A 25590-nucleotide genomic window follows, 5' to 3' on the forward strand; every position below is an offset into this window, starting at 1 on the left:
TAAAAAATATATAATAATAATCATAATACAGTATACTGTATATTGTATACACGAGAAAAAGTGATTAATAGAGGTAGGTATTTGATGATGAATGAAGTGCAACAAATAAAAACAAGATTCGATTTTGCAAAGTTTCTTACAGACAGTAGACAGGTAGTGCAGTATAATGGAGAAACCTTTTCAAAAGAAGTAAAGGGTAATTTAATTAAAATTAAAGCTGACAATCAATTAGTTTATGAAGTTCATAAAGAAAAGAAAATTCTTATCGTATTAAAAGCACTTTATATGACTTTCCATAGAGATGCTTATTGGGATGTTGCTAAAATAGCAAATTTAGATGAAGTCTTAGCAGATACAAATACTTTAATTCGTATATAAAAAGAGGAAGAGGCAGTAAGGTAAAATACTGCCTCTTCCTCTTTTTATACAGCTATTTATTTATATATGAAAATTAGAGTATATATTATAGAAATTTAAATTTTAGATTTAGTAGATTATAGAAAAAAATATATAATTATAATAAAATACAAAGATATAGATATATATATAAATATAAGTACAGTATAAATAAAGATAAGCATAGCGGTAAGTTAGGAGAGGTTAACATGTCTTATAAAATAGGTATAGATGCAGGCTCTACTACATTAAAGGTAGTTGTTTTAGATGAAACAGAAGAAATAATTTATTCAAGCTATGACAGACATTATTCTCAAATACGTAAAAAGTTATTAGAAGAGCTTGATCAAATACAACCTTTAATAGAAGGTAAAGAGCTTAAAATAGCTGTAACAGGTTCTGCAGGATATGGGATTGCAGAAGAAACAGATCTAGAATTTGTACAGGAAGTATTTGCTACAGCTTTTTTAGTTAGAGAAGAGAAGATGGATATTGATGTGGTCATAGAGCTAGGTGGGGAAGATGCTAAAATTATTTTTCTGACCGGGGGCCTTGAGGAGCGTATGAATTCTACATGTGCAGGGGGAACAGGTGCTTTCATTGATCAGATGGCAGCGCTGATGAATATTTCTACACAAGAGTTAGATGAAATGAGTCTTCAGCATACTTCGTTATATAGTATTGCATCTAGATGCGGTGTTTTCGCTAAATCAGATATACAACCTCTTCTTAATCAAGGGGCATCTAAAGAAGATATTAGTGCAAGTATTTTTCAGGCTGTAGTAGATCAGACTATTGTTGGCCTAGCACAAGGTAGAAAAATAGAAGGAAGAGTGATGTTTTTAGGTGGGCCGCTATTCTTTTATGAAGGATTAAAAAGGTGCTTTAAAGAGGCTTTAAAATTAAATGAAGAGGATACCGTTTTTCCTGAAAATGGTCAGCTTTTTGTAGCACTAGGGTGTGCTAAATTTAGTGGGAGTAGTAAGAAGACTTATAGTATTGAAACACTCAAAACTATTCTTAGGAAGGAGTATAAGAAGGATAATAGACTTTTACAGCTACAACCACTTTTTCAGAATGAAGAAGCTTATAAAATTTTCAAAGCACGTCATGATGCCTACCAGCTTATTAAAATGCCTATAGAGCACTATAAAGGTAAGGCTTATTTAGGTATAGATGCTGGAAGTACCACAACTAAAATGGTATTAATAGGAGAAAATGAGGAAATTTTATATGAGTTTTACGCTTCTAATCAAGGTAATCCTGTAGAAATTATAAGAAGAGAACTTTCAAAAGTGTATGAGTTATGCAAAGATAAAATTACAATTTGTGGATCTGGTGTAACAGGGTATGGAGAAGATTTGATTAAACATGCTTTTAAGATAGATATAGGTATTGTAGAGACACTTGCACATTTTACAGCTGCCCATTACTTTGACCCTCAGGTGAGTTTTATTCTAGATATTGGTGGACAAGATATTAAATGCTTTAAAATTGCTAGTGGACGTATTCAAAGTATTATGCTTAATGAGGCTTGTTCTTCTGGATGTGGCTCTTTCATTGAGACTTTTGCCATGCAAATGGGATATGATGTTAAACATTTTGCACAGATTGCTCTTTTTGCAAAACATCCAGTAGATTTAGGGTCAAGATGTACAGTTTTTATGAATTCCTCTGTAAAAGAGGCACAAAAAGAAGGTGCTTCCATAGAAGATGTATCAGCTGGCCTTGCAATGAGTGTAGTGAAGAATGCCCTTTATAAAGTGATTAGAACAACTAATGTAGAGGAACTGGGTGATCATATTGTAGTGCAGGGGGGAACTTTACTTAATGATGCAATTCTAAGAAGTCTAGAACTTGAATTACATAAAGAAACCATTAGACCTAATATTGCAGGGCTTATGGGTGCTTTTGGGGTAGCTTTATATGCAAAAGAAAATGTAAAAGAAAAGACTACACTTATTCCTATAGAAAAGCTGGAACACTTTAGGCATATTTCTAAAGTGACAAACTGTAATTTATGTACTAATCATTGCCATCTTATTGTCAATTGCTTTGGAGAGAAGGAACGTTACATATCTGGCAATCGCTGTGAAAGACCTGTCGGTAAGTTGAAAGAAAAATTACCTAATTTATATGCTTATAAATACAATAAGATACGTAAGTTGGGCGTAACAAATGGAACAAGAGGTGTGACGGTAGGTATACCGGTTGTACTGAATATGTACGAGCTTATACCATTTTGGAGTAAGTTCTTTGAAACATTAGGTTTTAATGTAGTACTTTCTTCTGCTTCGAATAAAAAGCTATATCGAGATGGTGAATATTCTATTCCATCAGATACTGTATGTTATCCCGCTAAGTTAGCCCATGGGCATATTGAAAGTTTACTTAAGCTTAAGCCAGATTTTATTTTCTATCCTTGTATGAGTTATAACTTAGATGAAGGCATTTCCGATAATCATTTTAATTGCCCTATTGTAGCCTATTATCCAGAGGTACTTACATCTAATATAGAGGGGCTTAAACAAGTAGAGATGCTTACACCTTATATAGACTTCAATCACCCTAAGTCCTTAAGTAAATCGCTCTATAAGTTATTTAGAGAAAAGGGGTATGATTTATCTAAGAAACAAATAGATATGGCATTAGAGAAAGGTTTTATAGCACTCCATACTTATTATGAAGATATAAGGATAGAAGCAAGAATGGCAATAGATTATGCAAGGCTTCATCATAAACCTATTGTGGTGTTAGCAGGAAGACCTTATCATATTGATCCAGAGATTAATCATGGGATAGATCAGCTCCTTAATGATCTTGGAGCAGTGGTAGTAAGTGAAGATAGTATTTGTCCTAAGGATGAAAAGCCAGAGGTGAATATACTGAATCAATGGACTTACCAGGCAAGGCTTTATAATACAGCTCATTATGTAGCGCGTCAGAAGGATATAGATCTTATTCAACTTGTATCATTTGGATGCGGGACAGATGCAATTACATCAGATGAAATAAATAGTATTTTACAGCGAGCAGGAAAACTTTATACACAGCTTAAAATAGATGAAACAAGCAATCTAGGAGCTGCTAAAATTAGAATTAGAAGTATGTTCGCAAAGGCAATAGAGGGGCAGGGGAGAAAGTCTTATGCAAAATTATAAAGTATTCACAAAGGAAATGAAAAAAGATTATACCATTATTGCACCAACTATGTTACCCATACATTTTGGGATTATTAAAGAGGTTCTGAGACAGTATGGTTATAAGCTGGATTTTTATGAAGGTACAACAGAGCAGATGTTAAAAGAAGGCTTAAAAAGTGTTCATAATGATTTGTGTTATCCAGCTATTATTGTTATAGGGCAGCTCATGGCAGCCTTAAAAAGTGGCGAATTTGATCCTGATAAAACAGCACTTATGATTACACAGACGGGAGGAGGATGTAGGGCCTCTAACTATATCCATCTATTAAGGAAGGCGCTTAAGAAAAGTGGGTATGAGCAGGTCCCTGTTATTTCAGTTAATGCAAGTGGGCTTGAGAGACACCCAGGTTTTAAACTAACGCCAGCGCTACTTGGCAAGTGTCTTATTGCTATGTGGTATGGGGATTTAATTATGTGGGTAAGCAATCAGTGTAAACCCTATGAGCTTAATAAAGGAGATACTCAAAAAGTCAGTGACCATTGGGTGAGTTACTTAGCGGATATTTCAAGTACACCTAAGTTTTTGCAAATTAAACGTCAGTATAAAGCTATTCTACGTGACTTTGAAGCTATACCTAAGCATCATGTAGAGAAAATAAAGGTAGGTATTGTAGGGGAAATTTATGTGAAATACTCACCACTTGGTAATAATCACTTAGAGGATTTTCTTATTCGAGAAGGAGCAGAAGTGGTGATGGCAGGCGTTGGGGATTTTATGATGTACTGCTTAAGTAATAGGGAAATAGATGCAAGGCTTTATGGGCGATGTGGTATAGGTGTTCTAACTTGTAAGCTTGGTTATCACTATTTGCACCATGCCCAAAGAAAAATGATTAAGTGTATTAAAAGATTTAGTCATTTTAAGGCGCCTACAGATTTTGAGAAAGTTAAGAAACTAGCAAGTGATTTTATGGGGCTAGGTGTTAAGATGGGAGAAGGTTGGCTTCTTACAGCAGAAATGTTAGAACTGGTAGAAAGTGGTGTTCAGAATGTGATTTGCACACAGCCTTTTGGGTGCTTACCTAACCATATTGTGGGCAAGGGTATGATGAGAAAGATTAAAGAAATCTATCCAGAATCTAATATTGTAGCCATTGACTATGACCCTTCAAGTGCTAAGGTCAATCAGGAAAATCGTATTAAATTAATGCTTGCAAATGGTATGCAAAATATTCATTTGAAAAATGCCTAGTAAATGAGAAAAAATGGATAAAAAACCGTTTATAATGCTGAAGTTAAATTTTTTTTATAGTTTAAAATTGGAAAAAATAAGCATATTATATAAGGGATAAAAGAAAATTTAGAAGGGTATAGGCAGATTGACTATTGAAAAAAATAAAAATAGCAAAATGAACAAAAAAATAAAAAGAACACAAAAAACTTAGGGCAGACTTAAGCGTTACCCCTTGCTATAATAATCATGTAACTTCCCCCAGATGTTACAGCAAATATGAATTTATTTGCTACCCCTAGAATAAAATACCTTCTCTCAAAGAGAAAGACCCGTTGTCTTTCTCTTTTTTCTTTGCCCTTTTTTATTTTCCAAATACATACTAATGTTCCCAGAAGTAGTTTCTAATATAATAGAACTATAAAGATAAAGTAAGAGGGGGAAAGTATGAAGAAGCAGTTAAAGCAAAAAAAGTGGCTTATGATAGGACTTGGTTTAGGAATACTGATTCTTTTAAGTATAGGCGTTTATAACTATAAGCAATCTCAAAGTTTTTTTATGAATTATAATGCTTTTCAGGAACAAGTAAGAGAAGGAAAGATTAAAGAAGTAAGTATAGGGGATAGCCCTTATATTACGTTTAAACAAGTAGGGGACGATATACTTTATAAAACAGAGAACCCTCGTACGTTAGATTTCAAAGAAAAACTTCTTTTGAAAAATATAAAAGTGACAGAAGGTAATAATAACACAACTTTTTATTTTGTTCAGATGTTCATTAGTGCGACAGTTTTTATAGGCGTCTTTTATATTGTTTTTAGAGGTACTAAAAGACACACAGGTATGCAGACTATGGCATTAGGTATAAAAGCTATTGAAGCAGATGATTTAAGAATAGGTTTTGAGCAAATAGCAGGTAACCATGAGGTTAAAGATCAGGTGGAAGATATTATAGGTTTTATTAAAGACCCTCAGAAATATACACAGCTTGGTGCACGTATGCCAAAAGGACTTATATTTTATGGGCCACCAGGTACAGGTAAGACACTTATGGCCAAGGCTATTGCTAAGGAAGCAGGTGTACCTTTCTTTTCATTAAGTGGGTCAGACTTTGTACAGATGTATGTAGGTGTAGGTGCAAGCCGTATCAGAGAAGTATTTAAAGAAGCTAGAAAACATGAAAGAGCTGTTATTTTTATTGATGAAATTGATGCTATTGGTAAAAAGCGTAGTAATAATCTTTCAGGAAGCAATGAAGAAAAGGATCAAACTCTTAACGCATTACTTACAGAGATGTCAGGGTTTAAACATGATGAAGGCATTGTGGTTATTGCAGCAACCAATAGATTAGAGTTATTAGATGATGCTCTTCTAAGGCCAGGACGATTTGATAGACAAATTGAAATAGGTTATCCTGATCAAGGTGCTAGGGAGCAAATTATTAAACTTTATTTACAAGGTAAGCCTATAAGCGATGAGGTGGATAGTGAGAAATTGGCTAGACAAACTGTACGTTTTACAGGTGCCATGCTTGAGAATCTTCTTAATGAGGCAGCTATTTTAGCGGCTAAAGCGGGAGAGATAAAAATTACAATGAATCATATTGAAAAGGCCTTTTCTGTTGTACTAGCAGGAGCTGAAAAAAAAGACCGTTCCTATATTACGCAAGAAGAGAGACGTATTACAGCCTTTCATGAAGCAGGGCATGCCCTTATTACTAAGCTTATAGTACCTATGCAGCGTGTTGTCAAAGTAACAATTGTACCAACAGTAAAAGGCGCTGGAGGATTTAGCATGAGTATTCCAAAAGATAGTATGTATATGACTAAGAGAGATTTTATTAGCCAGATTCAAATTGCACTTGCAGGCAGAGCAGCAGAGGAAATAATTTTTGGAAAAGATCTTATTACAACAGGAGCTAGCAATGATATAGAAAAAGCAACTTACTATTTAAAAGAACTCATAACACGCTATGGTATGGATGATACGTATGGATTAATCAACTGTGAGGTCATTTGTCCAGGTAACAGTAACCAAGAACTTTTAAAAGTATGTAAGGAAAAAATGGATCAGATTTATGAAGAGACTAAGCTTGTTTTAAAGGAACATGAAGAAAAGCTTATGGTACTTGCTGAGGCTTTACTTGAGCATGAAACTTTAAATGAGGATAAAATTATAGAGTTAATAGCATAAAAAGAAGCCAGGTCCTACGGCCTGGCTTCTTTTCTAATATTTATTTTTATGTAATGCTGAAATATCATCACGCCAGTATAGTCTAACTCGGTTAATAGTTTTTACAGGGGTGATCTTACCTTTACTCACTAATTCATCGAGGTATTGCCTTGAACAATTCAAAAGCTCAGTTGCTTCAGCTGTTGTAATGATTTCGGATTGAATAAATGTTATGAGCTGTTCCTTACTATCAAAATTAAATTCCATATCAATATGCCCCTCTCCGTAAAACGCAAAATCCCTTAAATTTACTTTATCATATAGATGTTAATTCTATTGTAAAATAAAATCGTGAATTTGGCAATTAATTATAGAATATATCGGAATAATGCAATAAAAAAGTAAAGTTATTTTTCAATCTTTCTTCACATAATTTGGCTATAATCATAGTAAAAATAAGGGTTAATACAGCTGATTTGGAGGTTATATAATGAATATTTTAATTATAGAAGATGAAGTACGTGTAGCAGATATTATGACAAAGTATCTTGAAAAGGAAAATTATAAGGTTTTCTATGCCTATACAGGTAGAGAAGGACTAGATTTATTTTATAAAAATAAAATAGATGTAGTGCTACTGGATTTAATGCTACCGGATATCCAAGGAGAAGATATTTGTAAAGAAATGAGAAGTGTTTCAAATGTTTATATCTTTATGATTACAGCAAAAGGTACACTGGATAATAAAGTAGAGGGGTTCCAAATAGGAGCCGATGAGTACTTAGTCAAACCAGTAAGTCCTAGAGAGCTTGTTGCACGTGTCAAAGCATTAGAAGGTCGTAAAGAGCGAGAAGAAAATAAGGATACACTTGTCTTTGATAAAGGTCACCTTAAAATCTATCTTCAAGAGCGTATGGTGAAAATCAATAATGAAATTATTAATCTTACGCCAAATGAATTTGATTTGCTTTATGAACTGGCTTCTTCACCAGGACGTGTTTTCACCAGAGAGCAGCTTATAGAGGCTGTTATGGGTATTGATTTTGATGGGTTTGACCGTACTATTGACGTGCATATTAAAAACTTACGTAAGAAAATAGAAGAAGATACAAAGAGTCCTAAATATATTAAGACTGTAACAGGTATAGGTTATAAATTTGAAGGTACATTAGTATGATTTCCATGCGTAAGCAGCTTTTTGCGCTACTTTTATGTGTAGGTACATTAACGATTCTTATTACAGCACTTTTTGTTAACGCTACTATCCATACAGAGTTTAAAAATTATATAGAGGATAACATTCAAAAGACCAGTGGAATCATTGTAAGACAGTTAGAAGAAATTTATGATAATGAAGGTTCATGGAATGAAACTTTAGAAGAAAGCCTATTGACTAATACACAAATTGGTAAGTTTTCAGTAGCTATTTTAAATCCTGATAAAGAACTTATATGGGGGAAAACGAAAGAAGAACTAGCTCAGGAGATAGAAGACTTAGAGTATCCATTCTTTTATTTACCACAGATGATGCAGTTTAAGGATAAGATCTATACATTTCAAGACATTCCTATTGAATCGGAGCAATACGGCTTAGTAGGTTATGCACGTATTGGTTATTTCCCTTCATGGTTGTTATCTACTTCAGACATTGATTTCCAGGCAGGGATTAACCGCAGTATTATTTGGAGTGGGCTTATTGCACTGGTATGTTTTGCTTCTATAGGTGCTTATATTACAAGGTTATTTACTAAACCTATTTATGCTATTGCAAGAACTTCAGTAGACCTAGCGGAAGGCAAATATTATACAAGGTATAATAAACATAGTAGCATTAAAGAAATAGAAAATTTAAGACATAGTATGAATTACCTAGCTCAAAAGTTAGATGAACAAGATACTTTAAGACGAAAATTGATTTCAGATGTTTCTCATGAGATTCGTACACCTCTTCATATTTTACAGAGTAACTTAGAGGCAATGATAGATGGTATCTATCCAATAGATGAAGATCAAATGCAAGTACTTTATCAAGAAGTTGTGCGATTTGGAAGCCTTCTAAGTAACCTAGATAAGCTGAAAAATATTGAAGATAGCACAACAGATCTTCATAAACAGGAACTTTATATGAATAGTTGTATTAAGGAAGTCTATAATGTCTTTAAGATTGTAGCTAAAGAAAGGCATATACACTTTAAACTAGATTTAAAACAGACAGACCATGTAACTGTTTATGCAGATTACAATGCTTTAAAGCAAATTCTTATGAACCTTTTCTCTAATGCTTTTAAATTTACAGAAGAAGGTAGTATTAGAGTGTATACAACCATTGAAGAGAAAATGGTATGTATGTATATAGAAGATACAGGAATCGGTATAAGCAAAGAAGATTTGCCTTATATCTTTGAACGTATGTATAGAGGAGATAAGAGTAGAGAGAAATATGAAGGCAGCGGTATAGGGCTTACAATGGTGAAAAAACTTATTACTGAGCATCAAGGAAAAGTTGAAGTGCTTAGTGAAGAGGATAAAGGAACGACTATGATTATTAAGCTTCCTCTTATACATCATACAAAGTCTAAAACTTTAAAAAGTCTTTTTCCTAAAGAGTAATATAAGAAAAGGTCACCTAATGGGTGACCTTTTTAAGTCTTGTTTTCACTATAAACAATTGACTAAGTTTATAAACGATTAACGTTCAGCGTATTTCATAAAGAAAGGTGAAATATATTTATAAGTCACCATAATAAGTGCACTTTCTATAGGAAGCATAAGGAAGGATTTAATAACACGGGCACTAATAAGTACCATAAAGGCCTTACCTGTAATCATAGAAAGCCATAATGGATTTAAGAATAGCTGAACAATTAGAATAACGAGTAAATTACTTAGGACAATACGACTAATAGACAGCTTGTGGCCATAGAGCATCTTTCCATAAATATAACCTGTTGCAAGAGCACTTAAAGTAAAACCAGGGAAATAAGCACCTCCTGTTGGAAAGACAATGGCACCGATAAAATCGGCTAATGCTGCACCAAGGGCAGCAGAGCGTGGTCCAAAGAGCATACCCATAATAACAATGGTAATAAAACCAAAGTTAATACGAAGTAGTGGACCAAGGTTAATACTAGCAAAGCGCACTAAAACAATATTAAGTGCGACAAGTAGTGCAATAAGCACCATTTTAGTTAATTTATGATTCATAAAGCACCTCCAAAAAATGTGTATTGAAGAGCGCTGACTTGGCAGCGGAATGCGACATAAGCACCGCAAGCATTAAGCTTTTCGTCTAGTGGCAACTTCCCGTCCAACTAGCACTTAACGCGCTTACATCTACTCTGCCAACTGTCTATAGTGATAGTAGTATTATATTCAAAAATTCATACAGTTACAAGAATTGTTTCTACCAAGTAGGCAGGTTTGGTTGACACTCTAAATTTAAGAGACTATAATGACTTTAAATTGTAATAAAATGACACACTTTGACAAAAGAAAGGACAGAAAAAATGGAAAATTTAAATAGAAAAGACCCTTATATGATGCTTAGTATTGTGAATATGAAATTAAGAGATGAATGTGATTCTTTAGAGGCACTTTGTAAAGATTATGATTTAGACATGGAAGAACTTTTAGGGCGTATGGATGCTATTGGTTATACATATAGCATGGCAAACAATCAGTTTGTAGGCTAAATCAGAAAGGAGAAAGGGTTATGGAAACAAAAGAAAAAAATTTATTAAATTATGCAAAGCTTATTGTAGAAGTAGGTGTTAATATTCAACAGGGGCAGTATCTTATGATTACATCACCAATTCAAACAGCTTATTTTGCAAGGGCACTTACAAAATGTGCTTATGAAGCAGGTGCTAAAAAAGTTTATGTAGATTACGTAGATGAAGAATTAAGTAAAGTAACGTATATGCATGCACCAGATGAAGCCTTTTTAGAATATCCTCAGTGGGTGGCCGAAGGGAAAAAAACACTTGCAGCAAACAACTGTGCTTTTATCAGCATTTCTGCATCTAATCCAGACTTATTAAAAGATGTAAATCCAGCACGTATTGCAACGATGCAAAAAACGGCAGGTATAGCTTTAGAAGGATTTAGAAACTACATTCAAAATGGAGATGTAGCTTGGTGTGTAGCTTCTATTCCAACAGCCGAATGGGCTATGAAAGTATTTCCTAAGGCACAAAATAGTGATGAAGCTATAGAAAAATTATGGGATAAAATTTATATTGCAACACGTATATATGAACAAGACCCAGTAGAAGCATGGAAAGAGCATACAAGGAATTTAGAAGAAAAAACAAAGTTCTTAAACAGCAAGAAGATTACACAGCTTCATTATCAATCTAAAGGAACAGACCTTTATGTAGAACTGCCAAAAGGTCATATTTGGCAAGGTGGTGGAAGCTATAATAAAGCAGGAACTTACTATGTAGCTAATATGCCGACAGAAGAAGTTTTCACTATGCCTTCTAAATATGGTGTAAATGGTAAGCTAGCTTCTACAAAGCCTTTAAGTTATGGCGGTAACTTAATAGAAAACTTTGTTCTTTATTTTGAGAAAGGCCGTATTGTAGATTTTACAGCAGAGTCAGGATATGAAACACTTAAATCTCTTATTGAGACAGATGAAGGTTCACATTACCTAGGCGAAGTAGCTATTGTACCGGATGACTCACCTGTATCTAATACCAATACTATTTTCTATAATACATTATTTGATGAAAATGCTTCTTGTCATTTTGCTATCGGAAGTGCTTATCCAGATACAATTGAAAAAGGTACTGAGATGAATAAAGAGCAGTTAGAAGCAGTTGGTGCCAATACATCTTTAACACATGTAGATTTTATGGTAGGGGATACAAATCTTACGATTGAAGCAGAGACAGAGAGTGGAGAAAGCTTTATAGTGCTTAAAGACGGTAACTGGGCTTTTTAATTTGACTGGTTACTTTCAAAGATTGAAGTAGGAGAACAATATAAATAATTTTTATAAAGAGAGGGCGAGGCAATATAGGTGCTTCGTCCTTTGCTATATAAAGTGATAAAGAGATACTTTGAAAAGTAAATACATAATAAAAGGAGAGAAGATGATGAAGATTTGTGTACTTGATGCTAAAACATTAGGAGATGATATAGACCTTACGCCTATTCAAGCAATGGGAGAAGTCATGATTTATGATTTAACTCAGCCTCATGAAGTTGCTGAAAGAGTTAAAGATGCTCATGTGGTTGTGACCAATAAGGTACAGCTTGGCAAGAAGCAGCTAAAAGATGCTAAAGAACTAAAATTGGTTGCACTCTTTGCAACAGGTTTTAATAATATTGATTTAGAGTATATGAAAGATAGAGGAATTGGCGTAGTCAATGTACCAGGATACTCTACAAAGAGTGTGGCACAGCATACCTTTGCTTTACTGTTTAATTTATTAGAGCATTTAGCTTTTTATGATGAATATGTAAAGACTAAGTCTTATGCAAATAGTAATACTTTTGCATATATTGCCAAGCCTTTTTATGAAATAGCAGGGAAGACTTGGGGGATTATAGGAATGGGTGCTATTGGCAAGGAAGTAGCAAGAATAGCCGAAGCTTTTGGCGTACATATTATCTATTATTCCACTTCTGGGAATAATGGACGTGCTGGCTATACGTGTGTAGATTTAGATACCTTGCTTAAAGAAAGTGATATTATCTCTATTCATGCGCCTTTAAATGAAAAAACTCAAAACCTTATAGGATATAAAGAGATGAGTAAGATGAAGAAGAGTGCTTTGCTAATGAATCTTGGAAGGGGAGGTATTATAGAGGAGGTGGAACTTGCTAGGGCACTTAAGGAAAATCTCATTAGAGGAGCAGCCCTAGATGTCTTAAAGGTAGAACCAATAGAACAAGAGCATCCTTTATATGATGTAGATCCATCTAAATGGATTGTGACACCTCATATTGCATGGGCTAGTGTAGAGGCCAGAGGTAACCTAATTGGAGAAGTAGCAGCTAATATAGAAGCCTTCTTTAAAGGGGAGATGAGAAACCGTATTGTTTAAAGAGAGAATAAATTCCAAGCTTGTCAATAGGTATGATTTAGAGTCTGGCATCATATGTTAGTAATAAGACAGTACTTTTTAGGAGGTACTTATGAACCCTATTTTCTTAATTGTTATTCTCGTTATATGTGTTATTATCGTGTTTATTCTTGCAGATATTCAGAGTCGTAAAATACCTTCTACATTTCCTGAGGAGATAGAAACTAATGAAGAGGAAGAAGGAGACGAGGAAGATGAAGAAGATGAAATACCAGAAGAAGAGGAGCAAGAAGTTGAGATAGGTGAAGATGCTACAGACGAGAAATCAGAAAAGCTAAAGTCATAACAGAGAGTGATTAAAGGCACTCTCTTTTTTCATTGCTTTTAAAATAGGTTACCCTTACAATAGATTTTATAAAAAAGCATAACAAATACATAAGAGGAGATGACAAAATGAAAGGGTTATTGATTGTAAATGGATATATGCGTACACCAAAATTTGAAGAGATTACACAGTTATATAAAGAAGCAGCTGGTAGTTATGGGGTTAACTTACAAGTTTGCTACACAGATGAAATAGCATATGGTATGGATGATAGAGGTAAGTTATGGGTAAATGTAAACGTAGAAGAGATAGGGTTTGTACTCTTTTTAGATAAAGATATAGTTTTAGCACAGCATTTAGAAACATTAGGACTTAGAGTGTTTAATACATCGGCTGCCATTGGTGTTTGTGACCATAAAGGAATGACTATGCAGGCATTAGGCGGAGCCAATATTGCAATGCCTAAGACCATTATCGCACCACTTGTATTTGAAGGTATGTATGATGAGAAACAGGAAGACCGTTATATTAGACATATTGAAGAGGAGTTGAGCTATCCACTTATTGTCAAAGAATGTTATGGTTCTTTTGGTATGCAAGTTTATAAGATAGAGGATACAGAAGCATTAGTAGAATTAAGAAGTAGAATTGCACATAAACCTCATCTTTATCAAGCTTATGTAGCAAGTAGTGAAGGAAAAGATGTACGTATTCATGTAGTGGGAGATAAAGTGGTAGCGAGTATGCTCAGAGTGAATGAACATGACTTTAGAGCTAATATTACGAATGGTGGTAAGATGATAGCTTATAGTCCTTCTAAAGCTTTTGAGGAAATGGCTGTAAAGGTATGTAAAGTGCTTAAAGTAGATTTTGCTGGTGTAGATCTTATGTTTGGAGAAGCAGGTGAACCTCTTTTATGTGAGGTTAATTCTAATGCACATATTAAAAATATTTTAGATTTAACAGGCATTAATATAGCAGAGAAGATTATGGCTTATATTTTAAAGGAAGTGACAAAATGAAACAGGGTTTACTGATTTATAAAAGAGAAGATTATAGGGTTAATGAGAGTTATGTGGCTATGCTTATGGAGTATGGCAAAAAGAATCAGTTATATATACAATTTGTATTCTATGAAGATTTGCAGCTTGGAGTAGATGAAGATGGACTTTGGATGAGTCATAAAGGAAAACGACTAGAAGAGGTAGATTTTGCCATTAATCGTTCAAGAGAGAGCATGCTTTCTAAGCAATTAGAGTTTATGGGGATAAGGGTATTTAATTCATATGAAGTGACCTATTTAGCAAATCATAAAGGGCGTACGCATCAGTTTATAAGTAGCTTAGGGATACCTTCTCTTAAGACAAGCTTTTTTTATCCAGAGTTTATGAAGAGTGAAAAGGTACCCTTCAAGTATCCCTTTGTAATAAAGGCACCAGAGGGACATGGTGGAACAGAAGTGTTCATGGTACATACAGGTGATGAACTACAACAAATTCTTAGAGAGTATGAACATAAGGAGTGGATTTTGCAAGAGATATGTTCACATGTAGGTGAAGATGTGAGAGTATTTGTAATCGGAGGAAAGATTATAGGTGCTATAAGAAGATATTCACAAACAGATTTTAGAGCCAACTACTGTTTAGGTGGAAAAATAGAATGGTATGACTTACGTGAAGAGCAGAAGAAACTTGTAGAATGTATTTTAAAGCATTTACCTTGTGATTATGTAGGCATTGACTTTATGATAGATGGGAAAGGAAAATTTATCTTTAATGAGCTCGAAGATGTTGTAGGAAGTAGAAGTTTATATACACTGAAGAGAGTAGATACAGCAAAGCTCTATATAGAACATGTTGCAAAGAGCTTAGGCAATAAAAATGTCTAGAGAGGCCATAGGACTGACTCTAGACATTTTTTAATCTTCTTTAACATGTTCATAGCCTTGATGAAAGATTTGCTGAATATGTGAATCAGCAAGAGAATAATAAACGACTTTACCTTCTTTACGCGCTTTAACAAGTTTAGCGGCCTTAAAGGTACGTAGCTGATGAGAAATAGCTGAATGGGTCATATTAAGTACTGCAGCAAGGTCGCATACACACATTTCGGATACGAAAAGTGCACTAAGTATTTTGATACGTGTAGGATCAGAAAAAACTTTAAAAAAGCTGGATAAATCGGTTGCACTATTTTCATCTAAAATACAAGGGATCACTTTCTGAACGACCTCTGTATGGATGACATTACAACTGCATATATCTATTTCTTTTCCGTTCATAAGAATCCTCCTATTCATTATAAGTTCTATTATTAATAGGTTAGCCTTAAGTTAGAGGAATGTCAAGTTAACTAAATATTTATATACATTATAGATAAATGTTGATTATAATAAAAGTTGGTTGTACTATGAAAATAGAAGACTTGTGTCATGTTAAGAGAAATGGGGTGAAGGTATGATTAAATTTGAAAAGGAACTTGAAAAATTCAAACCAGTATTAGAGGTTAATAGTATTGAAGATCATATAAGTAATGAAGAGATAAAAGATATTATAGATCTCATTAAGATGAATCAACAAGTTAATGAACAGGGGAATTGATTTATGCAGGTAAAATGTCCATATTGCAATCATGAAGTAGAAGCCTTACAGTATTGTGAAATCTGTGAAAAAAAAATAGATTGGATTATAGGTTTCTATGAAAAAAGTCAATATTACTATAATAAAGGGTATGGCCATGCAGCTCAAAGAGAACTTTCATTAGCTATTCCCAATTTAGAAAAAGCTATTTATTATAATAAATATAATATTCAGGCAAAGAACCTTTTAGGACTTATTTATTTTGAGATTGGACAGGTTTCTTTAGCACTTAAAAGCTGGATTTTAAGTGAGGCACTTTGTAAAGAAGATAATCTTGCAAGTACATATATAGAAAAATTACAAAATCATCCTAAGCAGCTTGAAAGTTATAAAGATAGTATTGTACTTTACAATAGAGCCTTACATTATATGCAGAAGAAAAATGATGATATGGCTATTATTCGTCTTAAAAAGGCCATCCATATTAATCCTAATTTTCTAGAAGCACGTAACTTATTAGCACTATGCTATATATATCAGAAACAAAATCATAAAGCATTGCCACATCTTCATTATGTCTTAAGGAAAGATGGAAGCAATACAAAAGCATTACATTTTTTAAAAGAGATAGAAATGCCACAAGAAGAAATAGAAGAAATGTCAGACGTCATCATAGAAGCACCTCATATTAATGATTTAGATATTATGACGGATATTAAGCCACAAAAAGTTATTAATAGAGGCGGTATATTTGGACACTATGTCCTGTACTTTTTATTTGGAGCGCTATGTATGTTTGGTATACAAGTAGGCCTTATTACGCCAAATAAAACTGCCCAGCTTGAACAAGAACTTTATGATAGAACAACAGAAAATACAAGTATTAAAGTGCAGCTTGATACCTTTATGCAAGATTATGAAACTAAAATAGGGAAGCTTACAGAGTCTAATACAAAACTTTTAGCGGAGAATGAAAATTTAAAACAAGAATATATGAAAATAAGCCAGGAAAGTAAGCTTTGGGAAGTACGCATGCTTAGAGACAAAGGAGATATGAAAGGTGCAGCAGAAGTACTTAATAACATTTCTGTTAGCGATTTAAAAGAAGATAAGAAAACCCTTTATGAAGAATTGAAAGCAAGTATTTATCCAAAGGCAGGAGAGGCTTTTTATAACGAAGGCTATAAGTTGTATAAAGCCGAGCAGTATATTGATGCTATGATACAGTTTGAAAAAACACTGATTTTTATACCAAAAACTAAAAATGGTGGTAATGCCTTATACTATATGGGACAGATAGAAGAAAATAATAAAAATATCTCTAAAGCATTACAATATTATCAAATAGTTCTTAAGGATTATACAGAAACTCTAGTTTATAAAAAGGCTCAGGAGAGAGTAAAAGAGCTTGAAACACAAGGTTCTCAATAAAATGTAAAAAATTAGAAATTGATTGACAATATTTGTAAAATATACTATTCTATAGAAGTAAAATACTTAAGAAAAGGGGTGCTGCATTGAACATAGAGTTTTGTATGCACGACACTACACTTATTGTGAGTCTATCTGGAGAGATTGATCACCATACTTCTGTAGAGATACGTGAAACAGTAGATAGAGAGTATCAAAAAAGACGTGCAAAAAATATTTTATTTGATTTTAGCAACATTGTATTTATGGATAGTTCGGGGATAGGACTACTAATGGGACGCTATCGCAATGTTTCCATATGTGGAGGCTATGTAGGCTTATACAATGTACCAACTAAAGTGGATCAAATTTTAAACATATCAGGAATTTATAAATTAATGAAGCTTTATGAAAGCAAAGAGCATGCTTTTAAAAGCCTTGCATAAATAGATGGTAATAGGGGGAAAGAAGATGCAAAATTCAAATGACATGCAGATAGAGTTTGCAAGCAACTCGCTTAATGAATCTTTTGCACGTGTTGCAGTAGCTGCTTTTTTATCACAGCTTGATCCTACAGTAGACGAGCTGTATGATGTGAAAATGGCAGTTTCAGAAGCTGTAACAAACAGTATTATACATGGATATGATGCAGACCCTAATCGCACCATTTGGATTAGGTGTGCCTATAGTGATAGGCTTGTAACCATTGAAGTTAAAGATGAAGGCAAAGGAATCAAAAATATTGATGAAGCTATGCAAGCTCTTTTTACAACATCTGAAGAGGATGAACGCGCAGGGTTAGGATTTACAGTGATGCAGTCTATGATGGACCAAGTAGTTGTTGAGTCTGAGGTTGGCAAAGGTACTAAAGTCACCATGACAAAGACTTTCTATTAATATCCCACACATTTGGTAGAAAGGTGGGAGCTTATGGATCATACAATCAAATTGATTATGAAAGCACAACAAGGAGACGAGATTGCTAAAGAAGTTCTAGTAGAAGAAAATATTGGTCTTGTTTGGAGCCTTGTTAAAAGGTTTGGAGGAAGAGGTTATGAACTGGAAGATTTATTTCAAATCGGCAGTATCGGGCTTCTCAAGAGTATTGAAAAATTTGATTTAAGTTATAATGTTAAGTTTTCAACATATGCAGTGCCAATGATAGTGGGGGAAATAAAAAGGTTTCTGCGTGATGATGGCATGATTAAGGTGAGCAGATCTCTTAAGGAAACAGCTTATAAGGCTAAAATGATGAAGGATGAACTTTGTAAGAGTTTAGATAGAGAGCCGACTATGAATGAAGTAGCAGCGGGCTTAGATTTGCCGCTTGAAGAAGTAATTGTTGCGTTAGAAGCGAATACAGAAATTGAATCTTTAAGTGCAGTTATCCACCAGGGGGATGGTAAGCCTATTACACTTGAAGATAAGATAGACCAGGCGCCTACTCAGCAAAATAATATGATTGATCATATTGTGATTGAGCAGGTTATCGAAACACTTGAACCATTAGAAAAAGAAATTATTGTATATCGTTATTATGAAGATCGTACACAGACAGAAATAGCACAGCTTTTAGGTATTTCACAAGTTCAAGTGTCACGTATAGAAAAACGTATTCTAAAAAAAATGAGGGGAATGCTAAACTCCTCGTAATTGAAAACTCAGTAGGTAAAACGATTTCTACCTGCTGAGTTTTTTGTGTTTTATAATGTTCGGATTTTTAGGGGGGTGCTCTATAAAAATAAACAACATAAATAATAAAGATAAAACAAATAAAAGAAAAATACGAACTATAAAAAAATAATAAAATAAAATGTTCGAAAATATATTGACGATGTGAAGTGTTCTGTGGTACCCTTTATACATAAGAAAATAAACTTTTGTAAAAAAAATAGAATTTTCAATAGGGGGACCTTATGGAGAACTTTGTTATTTATGTTGAAAAAAGACCTAGTTTTGATGTTGAAGCAAAACGTGTTCAAAATGAACTCATAGAGTTCTTAGGGATTAAAGGAGTAAAAAATGTACGTGTACTCAATCGTTATGATGTAGCAGAGATTACAGCAGATGCTTATGAAAAAGCACTAAAAACAGTTTTCTCTGAACCACAGTCAGATGAAGTATATGAAGGGGAATTGCCAGAACTTAATGGTTTTATCTTTATGACAAGCTTCTTAAGTGGACAATATGATCAAAGAGCAGATTCATGTGTACAATGTATTAAAACAATTGATCATACACTCATGCCACTTGTAAAAGCTTCAAAAGTTTATGCTATTGAAGGTGAATTAACACAAGCAGAATGTGAGTGTGTTAAGAAACACTTAATCAATCCTATTGAAAGTGAAGAAGTTGCACTTGACGCAAAAGATTTATTAAATACTGTGCATCCAGTCCCAGAAAGCGTTAAAGTACTGGATGGATTTACTGATTTAACAAGAGAAGGACTTGAGGCCTTTAGAAAAGAGCAAGGACTTGCAATGAGTTTAGATGATCTTGTTTACTTCCAAAATTACTTTGTTTCAGAAAAACGTAATCCAAGTTTTACAGAACTTAAAGTAGTTGATACCTACTGGTCTGACCATTGTAGACATACAACTTTCATGACAGAGCTTACAAATATTGAGATTGAAGAAGGTACACTTGCAGCTCCAATTAAAGAAGCTTTTAAGGTCTATAAAGGCATGAGAAGGGAGCTTTATAACAACAAAGATAAAAAAGTAAGTTTAATGGACATGGCGACAATCATTGTGAAAGACCTTAAAGCTCAGGGGGGGCTTAAAGAGATGGTGGAGTCAGATGAAATTAATGCATGTACACTCGAAAAAGCTATTGAAGTAGATGGTAATATGGAAGACTACTTAGTACTTTTCAAAAATGAAACACATAACCATCCAACAGAAATTGAACCATTTGGTGGTGCTGCAACTTGTCTTGGTGGTGCAATCCGTGATCCACTTTCAGGTAGAAGCTATGTGTACCAAGCTATGCGTGTAACAGGAGCAGGGGATGTTACAGAATCTATGGATGAAACAATCCCAGGTAAATTACCACAAAGAAAGATTACACAGACAGCTACAAATGGATACAGTTCATATGGTAACCAAATAGGTCTTGCAACAGGTGAAGTTAAAGAATATTATCACCCAGGTTATAAAGCGAAGCGTCTTGAAGTAGGTGCTGTAGTAGGTGCTGTTAAATCAGATGCTGTAAGACGTGAAGAGCCAAAAGCTGGTGACATAATCATTCTTCTTGGTGGTGCAACAGGCCGTGACGGCTGCGGTGGTGCAACAGGTTCTTCTAAAGAACATACAGAAGACTCCCTTAAACAGTGTGGGAGTGAAGTACAAAAGGGGAATCCGGTAGAAGAGCGCAAACTTCAACGTATTTTCAGAAATCCAGAGTTCTCAAGATGTATTAAACGTTGTAATGACTTTGGTGCAGGTGGGGTATGTGTTGCTATTGGTGAAATTGCAGAAGGTCTTATTATTGATCTAGATGCAGTGCCAGTTAAATATACAGGTCTTGACGGTACAGAACTTGCTATTTCTGAATCACAAGAACGTATGGCTATTGCTATTGAAGCAAAAGACTTTGATAAAGTTGTAGCACTTTGTGAGAAGGAAAACTTAAATGCAGTAAAGGTAGCAGATGTAACAGAAGAAAAACGCCTTATTATGCAATGGCGTGGTGAAGAAATTGTTAACATTAGCCGTCAGTTCTTAGATAGTGCTGGGGTTACTCAACAAAGAGAAGCTTATGTAACAGCACCAAATTGGGTACAAGATACAAGAACACTTACAAAAGAAAATGTTATAGATACATTTAAGGATCTTAATGTAGCAAGCCAAAAAGGTTTAGGTCTTCAATTTGATTCAACAATTGGGGCTGGTACAGTGCTTATGCCATATGGTGGTAAGAATCAGCTTACAAAAGAAGTAGGTATGGTTGCTAAAATCCCAGTTCTTAAAGGTGAAACAACAGCAGCAACTTATATGACACATGGCTTTGATCCATATCTTTCAGAAGGCAGCCCATTCCATGGTGCTTTATATGCAGTTGTAGAAAGTGTAGCAAAACTTGTAGCACTTGGCGCAGATTATAAAGATACTTATCTTTCATTCCAAGAATACTTTGAACGTTTAGGTGAAGAAAAAACGAAATGGGGTAAACCAGTAGCAGCTATTCTTGGTACACTTACAGCACAAAAAGCACTTGGCATTGCAGCAATTGGTGGTAAAGACAGCATGTCAGGTACGTTTGAACAGCTTACAGTACCTCCAACACTTATTTCTTTCACTTGCAACATTGGAGATGCTAAGACATGTGTAAGTGGTAGCTTTAAAGAAGTAGGAAGCAAACTTGTTTATGTACATATTCCGGTCGATGAGCATAAAGTACCAAACTTTGAGGTGATGAAAACAGCTTATGATACAGTTTATAATCTTGCAAAAGAACAAAAAGTGCTTGCAAGTTATGCTATTGGTAAAGGTGGCCTTGTGACCGCCCTTAGTCAAATGGCAATTGGTAACGATATTGGTGCAAATGTAAGTTTTAAAGGTTTGGATGTACTCCCATTTGAAGCGAACTACGGGGATCTTATTTTAGAAGTTTCAAATGAAGTGGCAATGGCGTTAACGCAAGATATCTTCGTAGTAATAGGTAAAACAGTAGAGGAAGCTACCTTAACAATAGATGAAGTAACTGTAGGCTTAGATGAAGTTAAGCTAACCATGGAAAAGCCACTTGAAAAAGTATTTACTTTAAAAGTGGATGCTAAAGAAGATGCAGTAGATGCAACTTTTGATAAACCATCTAAAATCTATACGGCTACACATAAAATTGCAGTGCCAAAAGTTGTTATTCCGGTATTCCCAGGTACAAATTGTGAAAATGATACAACAAGAGCCTTTGAAAAAGCAGGAGCGAAGGTAGAACAGGTTCTTTTCCTTAACCGTAGTCCAGAAGCAATCAAAGATTCTATTGAACGTATGGCAAAAGCAATTAATGAGGCGCAAATTCTTGCTTTCCCAGGTGGCTTTTCTGCAGGAGATGAGCCGGATGGTAGTGCAAAATTCATTGCAGCGGCTTTCAGAAATGAAAAACTCACAGAAGCAGTAATGAAGCATCTTTATGAACAAGACGGTCTTGCACTTGGTATTTGTAATGGTTTCCAAGTACTTGTAAAACTTGGTCTTCTTCCATATGGTGAAATTTGTGAAATGACACATGCAACACCAACTCTTACTTACAATACAATTGGTAAACATATTTCACTTATGGCTAAAACAAAGATTACAAGTGTTCAGTCTCCATGGCTTCGTTATGTAACAGTAGGCGATATACATGAAATTCCACTTTCTCATGGTGAGGGGCGCTTTGTAGCACCACAAGTTGTACTTGACGAACTTGTGAAAAACGGACAAATCTTCAGCCAATATGTAGATGCCAATGGTAATCCAACAAAATCTGGAGATGTTAATGTAAACGGTAGTCTTTATAACATTGAAGGTATTGTATCAAAAGATGGCCGCATTATCGGTAAGATGGGGCATAGTGAACGTATAGGTGAATGCGTACACAAAAATATTCCAGGACATAAAAATCAACGTCTCTTTGAAGCTGGCGTAGATTACTTCAAATAAAAGGAGTTAAGGGTATGAAAATAGCATTTGTAATGGGTAGCGATTCAGATCTACCTATCGTAGAAAAAGGAATAGAAGTTGTACAAAGCTTTGGTGTACCTGTTGAAGTGCGCGTGATTTCCGCGCACCGTACACCAGCTGAAGCTGAAAGTTTTGCAAGAAATGCTGAAGCAAACGGTATTGGAGTTATTGTAGCAGCAGCAGGTAAGGCAGCACATCTTGGCGGTGTACTTGCAGCTTACACAACACTTCCAGTTGTAGCACTTCCAATAAAATCAAACACACTTGATGGTTTAGATGCACTTTTATCTATGGTGCAAATGCCACCAGGGATTCCAGTTGCAACAGTAGCTATTGATGGAGCACTGAATGCAGGTCTTTTAGCGCTTCAAATTTTAGCTGTTTCAGATGAAGCTATTAGAGCAAAGCTTAAAGCTTACAAAGAAGAGATGGCAGTTAAAGTAAGACAAAAAGATGAAATGATTAGAAATCAATATAATTAGGGGGCTATTTAAAATGGAAAAACAAACATTATTATACGAAGGCAAAGCAAAAAAAGTTTATACCACAGAAGATGAAAGATATTACATTGTTTCTTATAAAGATGATGCAACAGCTTTTAATGGTGAGAAAAAAGGTACAATCTTAGGCAAAGGTGTTGTAAACAACCGTATGAGCAACATTATGTGCCGTATGTTAGAAGAAAATGGAATTCAAACACATTACGTAGAAGAATTAAACGATCGTGAAACAGTTGTAAAAGCTGTAGAGATTGTGCCACTTGAAGTGATTGTACGTAACGTAGCAGCAGGTTCGTTCTCCAAACGTTTTGGAGTGGAAGAAGGTACAGTACTTAAAAACCCAACACTTGAATTTTGCCTTAAGGATGATGCACTTGGTGACCCTATGATTAATGACTACCATATTTTAGCTTTAGGTATAGCAACACCAGAAGAGCTTCAAATAATGTCAGAGATGACTTTTAAAATCAATGCGCTTTTAAAAGAATACTTTGACAAAATCGGTGTTAAATTAATTGATTTTAAAATTGAACTTGGTAGAGTGGATGGAAAAATCATCTTAGCTGATGAAATTTCTCCTGATACATGCCGTTTCTGGGATAAAGAGACAAATAAAAAATTAGATAAAGACCGTTTTAGACGTGATATGGGCGGTGTAGAAGAAGTTTATGCAGAAATGCTTAATAGAGTAACAAAGTAAGAGGTGAACTATGAATTATTTTGATGGGGATACACTTCATGAGGAATGCGGCGTAATTGGTGTATATCTTAATGAGAGAATAGATGCAGCAAACTACGTTTACTATGGCCTTTATGCACTTCAGCATAGAGGTCAGGAAAGTGCAGGGATTACCGTTAATAAAGAGGGTAAACTAGAAAGTACAAAAGGTATGGGGCTTGTAAGCGATGTCTTTAATGAACACAATTTAAAAAGCCTTACAGGCAATATTGCAATTGGACATGTACGTTATTCTACAACAGGGGATAAAGACCTTAGTAACTGTCAGCCACTTGTAGCAAAGTATAAACATGGTTCTATTGCACTTGCTCATAATGGGAACCTTACAAATAGTGAAGGCGTAAGGGAGATGCTTGAAGATGAAGGGGTTATCTTTCAATCTACAACGGATTCTGAAGCTATTTTAAATCTTATTGCACGTCATTATAATAGAGGACTTGAATCCGCTATCCGTAATACTATGCAGCTTATTAAAGGTGCGTATGCTATTGTTATTACAACACAAGATAAATTAATTGGAGCACGTGATCCACATGGTCTTCGTCCACTATGTATTGGTAAACTCCAAGATGGTTATGTATTAGCTTCTGAAAGCTGTGCATTAGATGTTATTGATGCGGAGTTTGTAAGAGATGTTATGCCGGGAGAAATGGTGATCATTGATCAAGATGGCTTAACAAGTATTAAACCCAAAAGTTGGTGCCAAAAGAAGCTTTGTGTATTTGAACTGATTTATCTTGCAAGACCTGATAGTGTTATTGATGGCAATAGTGTGTATCAGTTTAGAGAAAAAGCAGGGGAAATCCTTTGTCGTGAAGCAGGTATTGAAGCAGATGTTGTTATTCCAGTACCAGACTCCGGAATACCATCTGCTATAGGTTATTCTAAAGCATCAGGTATTCCTTTTGTGGAAGGATTTACTAAAAATCGTTACATTGGCCGTACTTTTATTCAGCCAACACAAGAGATGCGTGAAAATGCAGTACGTATTAAGCTAAACCCACTTAAACATAATATAGCGGGTAAACGTGTTGTGATGACTGATGATTCTATTGTGCGTGGTACAACATGTAAACGCATTGTAGAACAAATTCGTAAAGCGGGAGCAACAGAAGTACATGTATGTATTACTTCACCTCCAGTTAAATACAGCTGTTACTTTGGTATTGATACGCCAGATCGTGAAAAATTAGTAGGGGCAATGATGTCTATTGAAGAAATTAAAGATTATATTGGGGCAGACAGCCTTACATATCTTTCATTAGAAGGATTAAAAGAAGCATGTGGAGGAAGTAGTAATTTCTGCCGTGCATGCTTTAATGGGAACTATCCAATGGAAGTACCACTAAACCCAATGAATGAGGAAGATAAATAGGAGGATGGCTATGTCAAAT

24 protein-coding genes and 1 riboswitch are annotated in these 25590 nt (G+C 34.7%); of the genes, 21 read left to right on the plus strand and 3 right to left on the minus strand.

The window, feature by feature from the left end; all coding sequences use genetic code 11:
- The first annotated feature begins 84 nt into the window (after nucleotides 1-84).
- The 4 genes from H8718_RS01640 (at nucleotide 85) to H8718_RS01655 (ending at nucleotide 6963) form a co-directional block, all read left to right on the plus strand.
- Nucleotides 85-378 (plus strand): hypothetical protein, encoded by a 294-nt coding sequence (locus H8718_RS01640; RefSeq protein WP_177669299.1) that lies wholly within the window; start codon nucleotides 85-87, stop codon nucleotides 376-378.
- Nucleotides 379-605: 227 nt separating this feature from the next.
- Entirely contained in the window at nucleotides 606-3557 is a 2952-nt protein-coding gene (locus tag H8718_RS01645; RefSeq protein WP_249331290.1) for an acyl-CoA dehydratase activase-related protein, read from the plus strand.
- On the plus strand, nucleotides 3544-4791 hold the full coding sequence (locus H8718_RS01650) for a 2-hydroxyacyl-CoA dehydratase (protein ID WP_249331291.1): 1248 nt from the start codon (nucleotides 3544-3546) through the stop codon (nucleotides 4789-4791). Before H8718_RS01645 ends, H8718_RS01650 begins: the two co-directional genes overlap by 14 nt.
- 426 nt (nucleotides 4792-5217) lie before the next feature.
- A complete protein-coding gene (locus H8718_RS01655) occupies nucleotides 5218-6963 on the plus strand; it encodes an ATP-dependent metallopeptidase FtsH/Yme1/Tma family protein (RefSeq protein WP_177669305.1) in 1746 nt (581 codons plus the stop codon).
- A 33-nt stretch (nucleotides 6964-6996) separates the two neighbouring features.
- Here H8718_RS01655 and H8718_RS01660 read toward each other — a convergent pair whose 3' ends face one another.
- Entirely contained in the window at nucleotides 6997-7209 is a 213-nt protein-coding gene (locus tag H8718_RS01660) for a helix-turn-helix transcriptional regulator (protein ID WP_177669307.1), read from the minus strand.
- A gap of 223 nt (nucleotides 7210-7432) precedes the next feature.
- On the opposite strand from H8718_RS01660, the gene H8718_RS01665 reads away from it, so the two are divergent.
- Both H8718_RS01665 and H8718_RS01670 read left to right on the plus strand, forming a co-directional pair.
- On the plus strand, nucleotides 7433-8119 hold the full coding sequence (locus H8718_RS01665; protein WP_283246128.1) for a response regulator transcription factor: 687 nt from the start codon (nucleotides 7433-7435) through the stop codon (nucleotides 8117-8119).
- Nucleotides 8116-9552: a sensor histidine kinase gene (locus H8718_RS01670; protein ID WP_177669309.1), complete on the plus strand. Its 1437-nt coding sequence runs from the start codon at nucleotides 8116-8118 to the stop codon at nucleotides 9550-9552. The genes H8718_RS01665 and H8718_RS01670 overlap by 4 nt, the downstream gene beginning before the upstream one ends.
- A 78-nt stretch (nucleotides 9553-9630) precedes the next feature.
- On the opposite strand, the gene H8718_RS01675 is transcribed toward H8718_RS01670, so the two are convergent.
- Nucleotides 9631-10146 carry a folate family ECF transporter S component gene (locus H8718_RS01675; RefSeq protein ID WP_249331292.1) on the minus strand — a complete coding sequence of 172 codons (516 nt, stop codon included), beginning with the start codon at nucleotides 10144-10146 and terminating at the stop codon, nucleotides 9631-9633.
- Nucleotides 10147-10186: 40 nt separating this feature from the next.
- Nucleotides 10187-10285: riboswitch (THF riboswitch) on the minus strand.
- A 163-nt stretch (nucleotides 10286-10448) separates the two neighbouring features.
- Here H8718_RS01675 and H8718_RS01680 point away from each other — a divergent pair.
- The 6 genes from H8718_RS01680 to H8718_RS01705 all read left to right on the plus strand — a co-directional run bounded on the left by H8718_RS01680 (nucleotide 10449) and on the right by H8718_RS01705 (nucleotide 15190).
- A complete protein-coding gene (locus tag H8718_RS01680) occupies nucleotides 10449-10634 on the plus strand; it encodes a DUF4250 domain-containing protein (protein WP_177669313.1) in 186 nt (61 codons plus the stop codon).
- 20 nt (nucleotides 10635-10654) lie between these two features.
- Nucleotides 10655-11890, plus strand: coding sequence for an aminopeptidase (locus H8718_RS01685; protein WP_177669315.1), 1236 nt, complete (start codon nucleotides 10655-10657; stop codon nucleotides 11888-11890).
- A 151-nt stretch (nucleotides 11891-12041) separates the two neighbouring features.
- Complete coding sequence (locus H8718_RS01690) at nucleotides 12042-12998, plus strand: D-2-hydroxyacid dehydrogenase (protein ID WP_249331293.1); 957 nt, start codon at nucleotides 12042-12044, stop codon at nucleotides 12996-12998.
- 91 nt (nucleotides 12999-13089) lie between these two features.
- Complete coding sequence (locus H8718_RS01695; RefSeq protein WP_249331294.1) at nucleotides 13090-13323, plus strand: hypothetical protein; 234 nt, start codon at nucleotides 13090-13092, stop codon at nucleotides 13321-13323.
- 107 nt (nucleotides 13324-13430) lie between these two features.
- Nucleotides 13431-14324, plus strand: a complete 894-nt coding sequence (locus H8718_RS01700; protein ID WP_177669321.1) for an ATP-grasp domain-containing protein — start codon at nucleotides 13431-13433, stop codon at nucleotides 14322-14324.
- The gene (locus tag H8718_RS01705; RefSeq protein ID WP_249331295.1) at nucleotides 14321-15190 is read left to right on the plus strand and encodes an ATP-grasp domain-containing protein; all 870 of its coding nucleotides are present in this window, start codon (nucleotides 14321-14323) and stop codon (nucleotides 15188-15190) included. The genes H8718_RS01700 and H8718_RS01705 overlap by 4 nt, the downstream gene beginning before the upstream one ends.
- Nucleotides 15191-15220: 30 nt before the next feature.
- Here the strand turns inward: H8718_RS01705 and H8718_RS01710 are convergent, their stop codons facing one another.
- Nucleotides 15221-15583, minus strand: coding sequence for an ArsR/SmtB family transcription factor (locus H8718_RS01710; RefSeq protein WP_177669324.1), 363 nt, complete (start codon nucleotides 15581-15583; stop codon nucleotides 15221-15223).
- A 175-nt stretch (nucleotides 15584-15758) separates the two neighbouring features.
- Between H8718_RS01710 and H8718_RS01715 the strand changes: the two genes are divergently transcribed.
- The 9 genes from H8718_RS01715 to purF all read left to right on the plus strand — a co-directional run bounded on the left by H8718_RS01715 (nucleotide 15759) and on the right by purF (nucleotide 25571).
- Nucleotides 15759-15902 carry a hypothetical protein gene (locus H8718_RS01715; protein WP_177669326.1) on the plus strand — a complete coding sequence of 48 codons (144 nt, stop codon included), beginning with the start codon at nucleotides 15759-15761 and terminating at the stop codon, nucleotides 15900-15902.
- Between the two features lie 3 nt (nucleotides 15903-15905).
- A complete protein-coding gene (locus tag H8718_RS01720) occupies nucleotides 15906-17312 on the plus strand; it encodes a tetratricopeptide repeat protein (protein WP_249331296.1) in 1407 nt (468 codons plus the stop codon).
- Between the two features lie 86 nt (nucleotides 17313-17398).
- Entirely contained in the window at nucleotides 17399-17737 is a 339-nt protein-coding gene (locus H8718_RS01725) for an STAS domain-containing protein (protein WP_249331297.1), read from the plus strand.
- A gap of 25 nt (nucleotides 17738-17762) precedes the next feature.
- Entirely contained in the window at nucleotides 17763-18188 is a 426-nt protein-coding gene (gene spoIIAB, locus H8718_RS01730; RefSeq protein ID WP_177669330.1) for an anti-sigma F factor, read from the plus strand.
- Between the two features lie 33 nt (nucleotides 18189-18221).
- Nucleotides 18222-18944, plus strand: coding sequence for an RNA polymerase sporulation sigma factor SigF (gene sigF, locus H8718_RS01735; protein WP_177669332.1), 723 nt, complete (start codon nucleotides 18222-18224; stop codon nucleotides 18942-18944).
- Between the two features lie 263 nt (nucleotides 18945-19207).
- Nucleotides 19208-22936: a phosphoribosylformylglycinamidine synthase gene (locus H8718_RS01740; RefSeq protein ID WP_249331298.1), complete on the plus strand. Its 3729-nt coding sequence runs from the start codon at nucleotides 19208-19210 to the stop codon at nucleotides 22934-22936.
- A 14-nt stretch (nucleotides 22937-22950) separates the two neighbouring features.
- A complete protein-coding gene (gene purE / locus H8718_RS01745; RefSeq protein ID WP_249331299.1) occupies nucleotides 22951-23439 on the plus strand; it encodes a 5-(carboxyamino)imidazole ribonucleotide mutase in 489 nt (162 codons plus the stop codon).
- A 13-nt stretch (nucleotides 23440-23452) separates the two neighbouring features.
- Nucleotides 23453-24157, plus strand: coding sequence for a phosphoribosylaminoimidazolesuccinocarboxamide synthase (gene purC / locus H8718_RS01750; protein WP_249331300.1), 705 nt, complete (start codon nucleotides 23453-23455; stop codon nucleotides 24155-24157).
- 10 nt (nucleotides 24158-24167) lie between these two features.
- Entirely contained in the window at nucleotides 24168-25571 is a 1404-nt protein-coding gene (gene purF / locus H8718_RS01755) for an amidophosphoribosyltransferase (RefSeq protein WP_177669339.1), read from the plus strand.
- Nucleotides 25572-25590 lie beyond the last annotated feature (19 nt).

Origin of the sequence: Zhenhengia yiwuensis (genome assembly GCF_014384995.1) — a bacterium.
GTDB lineage: Bacteria > Bacillota > Clostridia > Lachnospirales > Cellulosilyticaceae > Zhenhengia > Zhenhengia yiwuensis.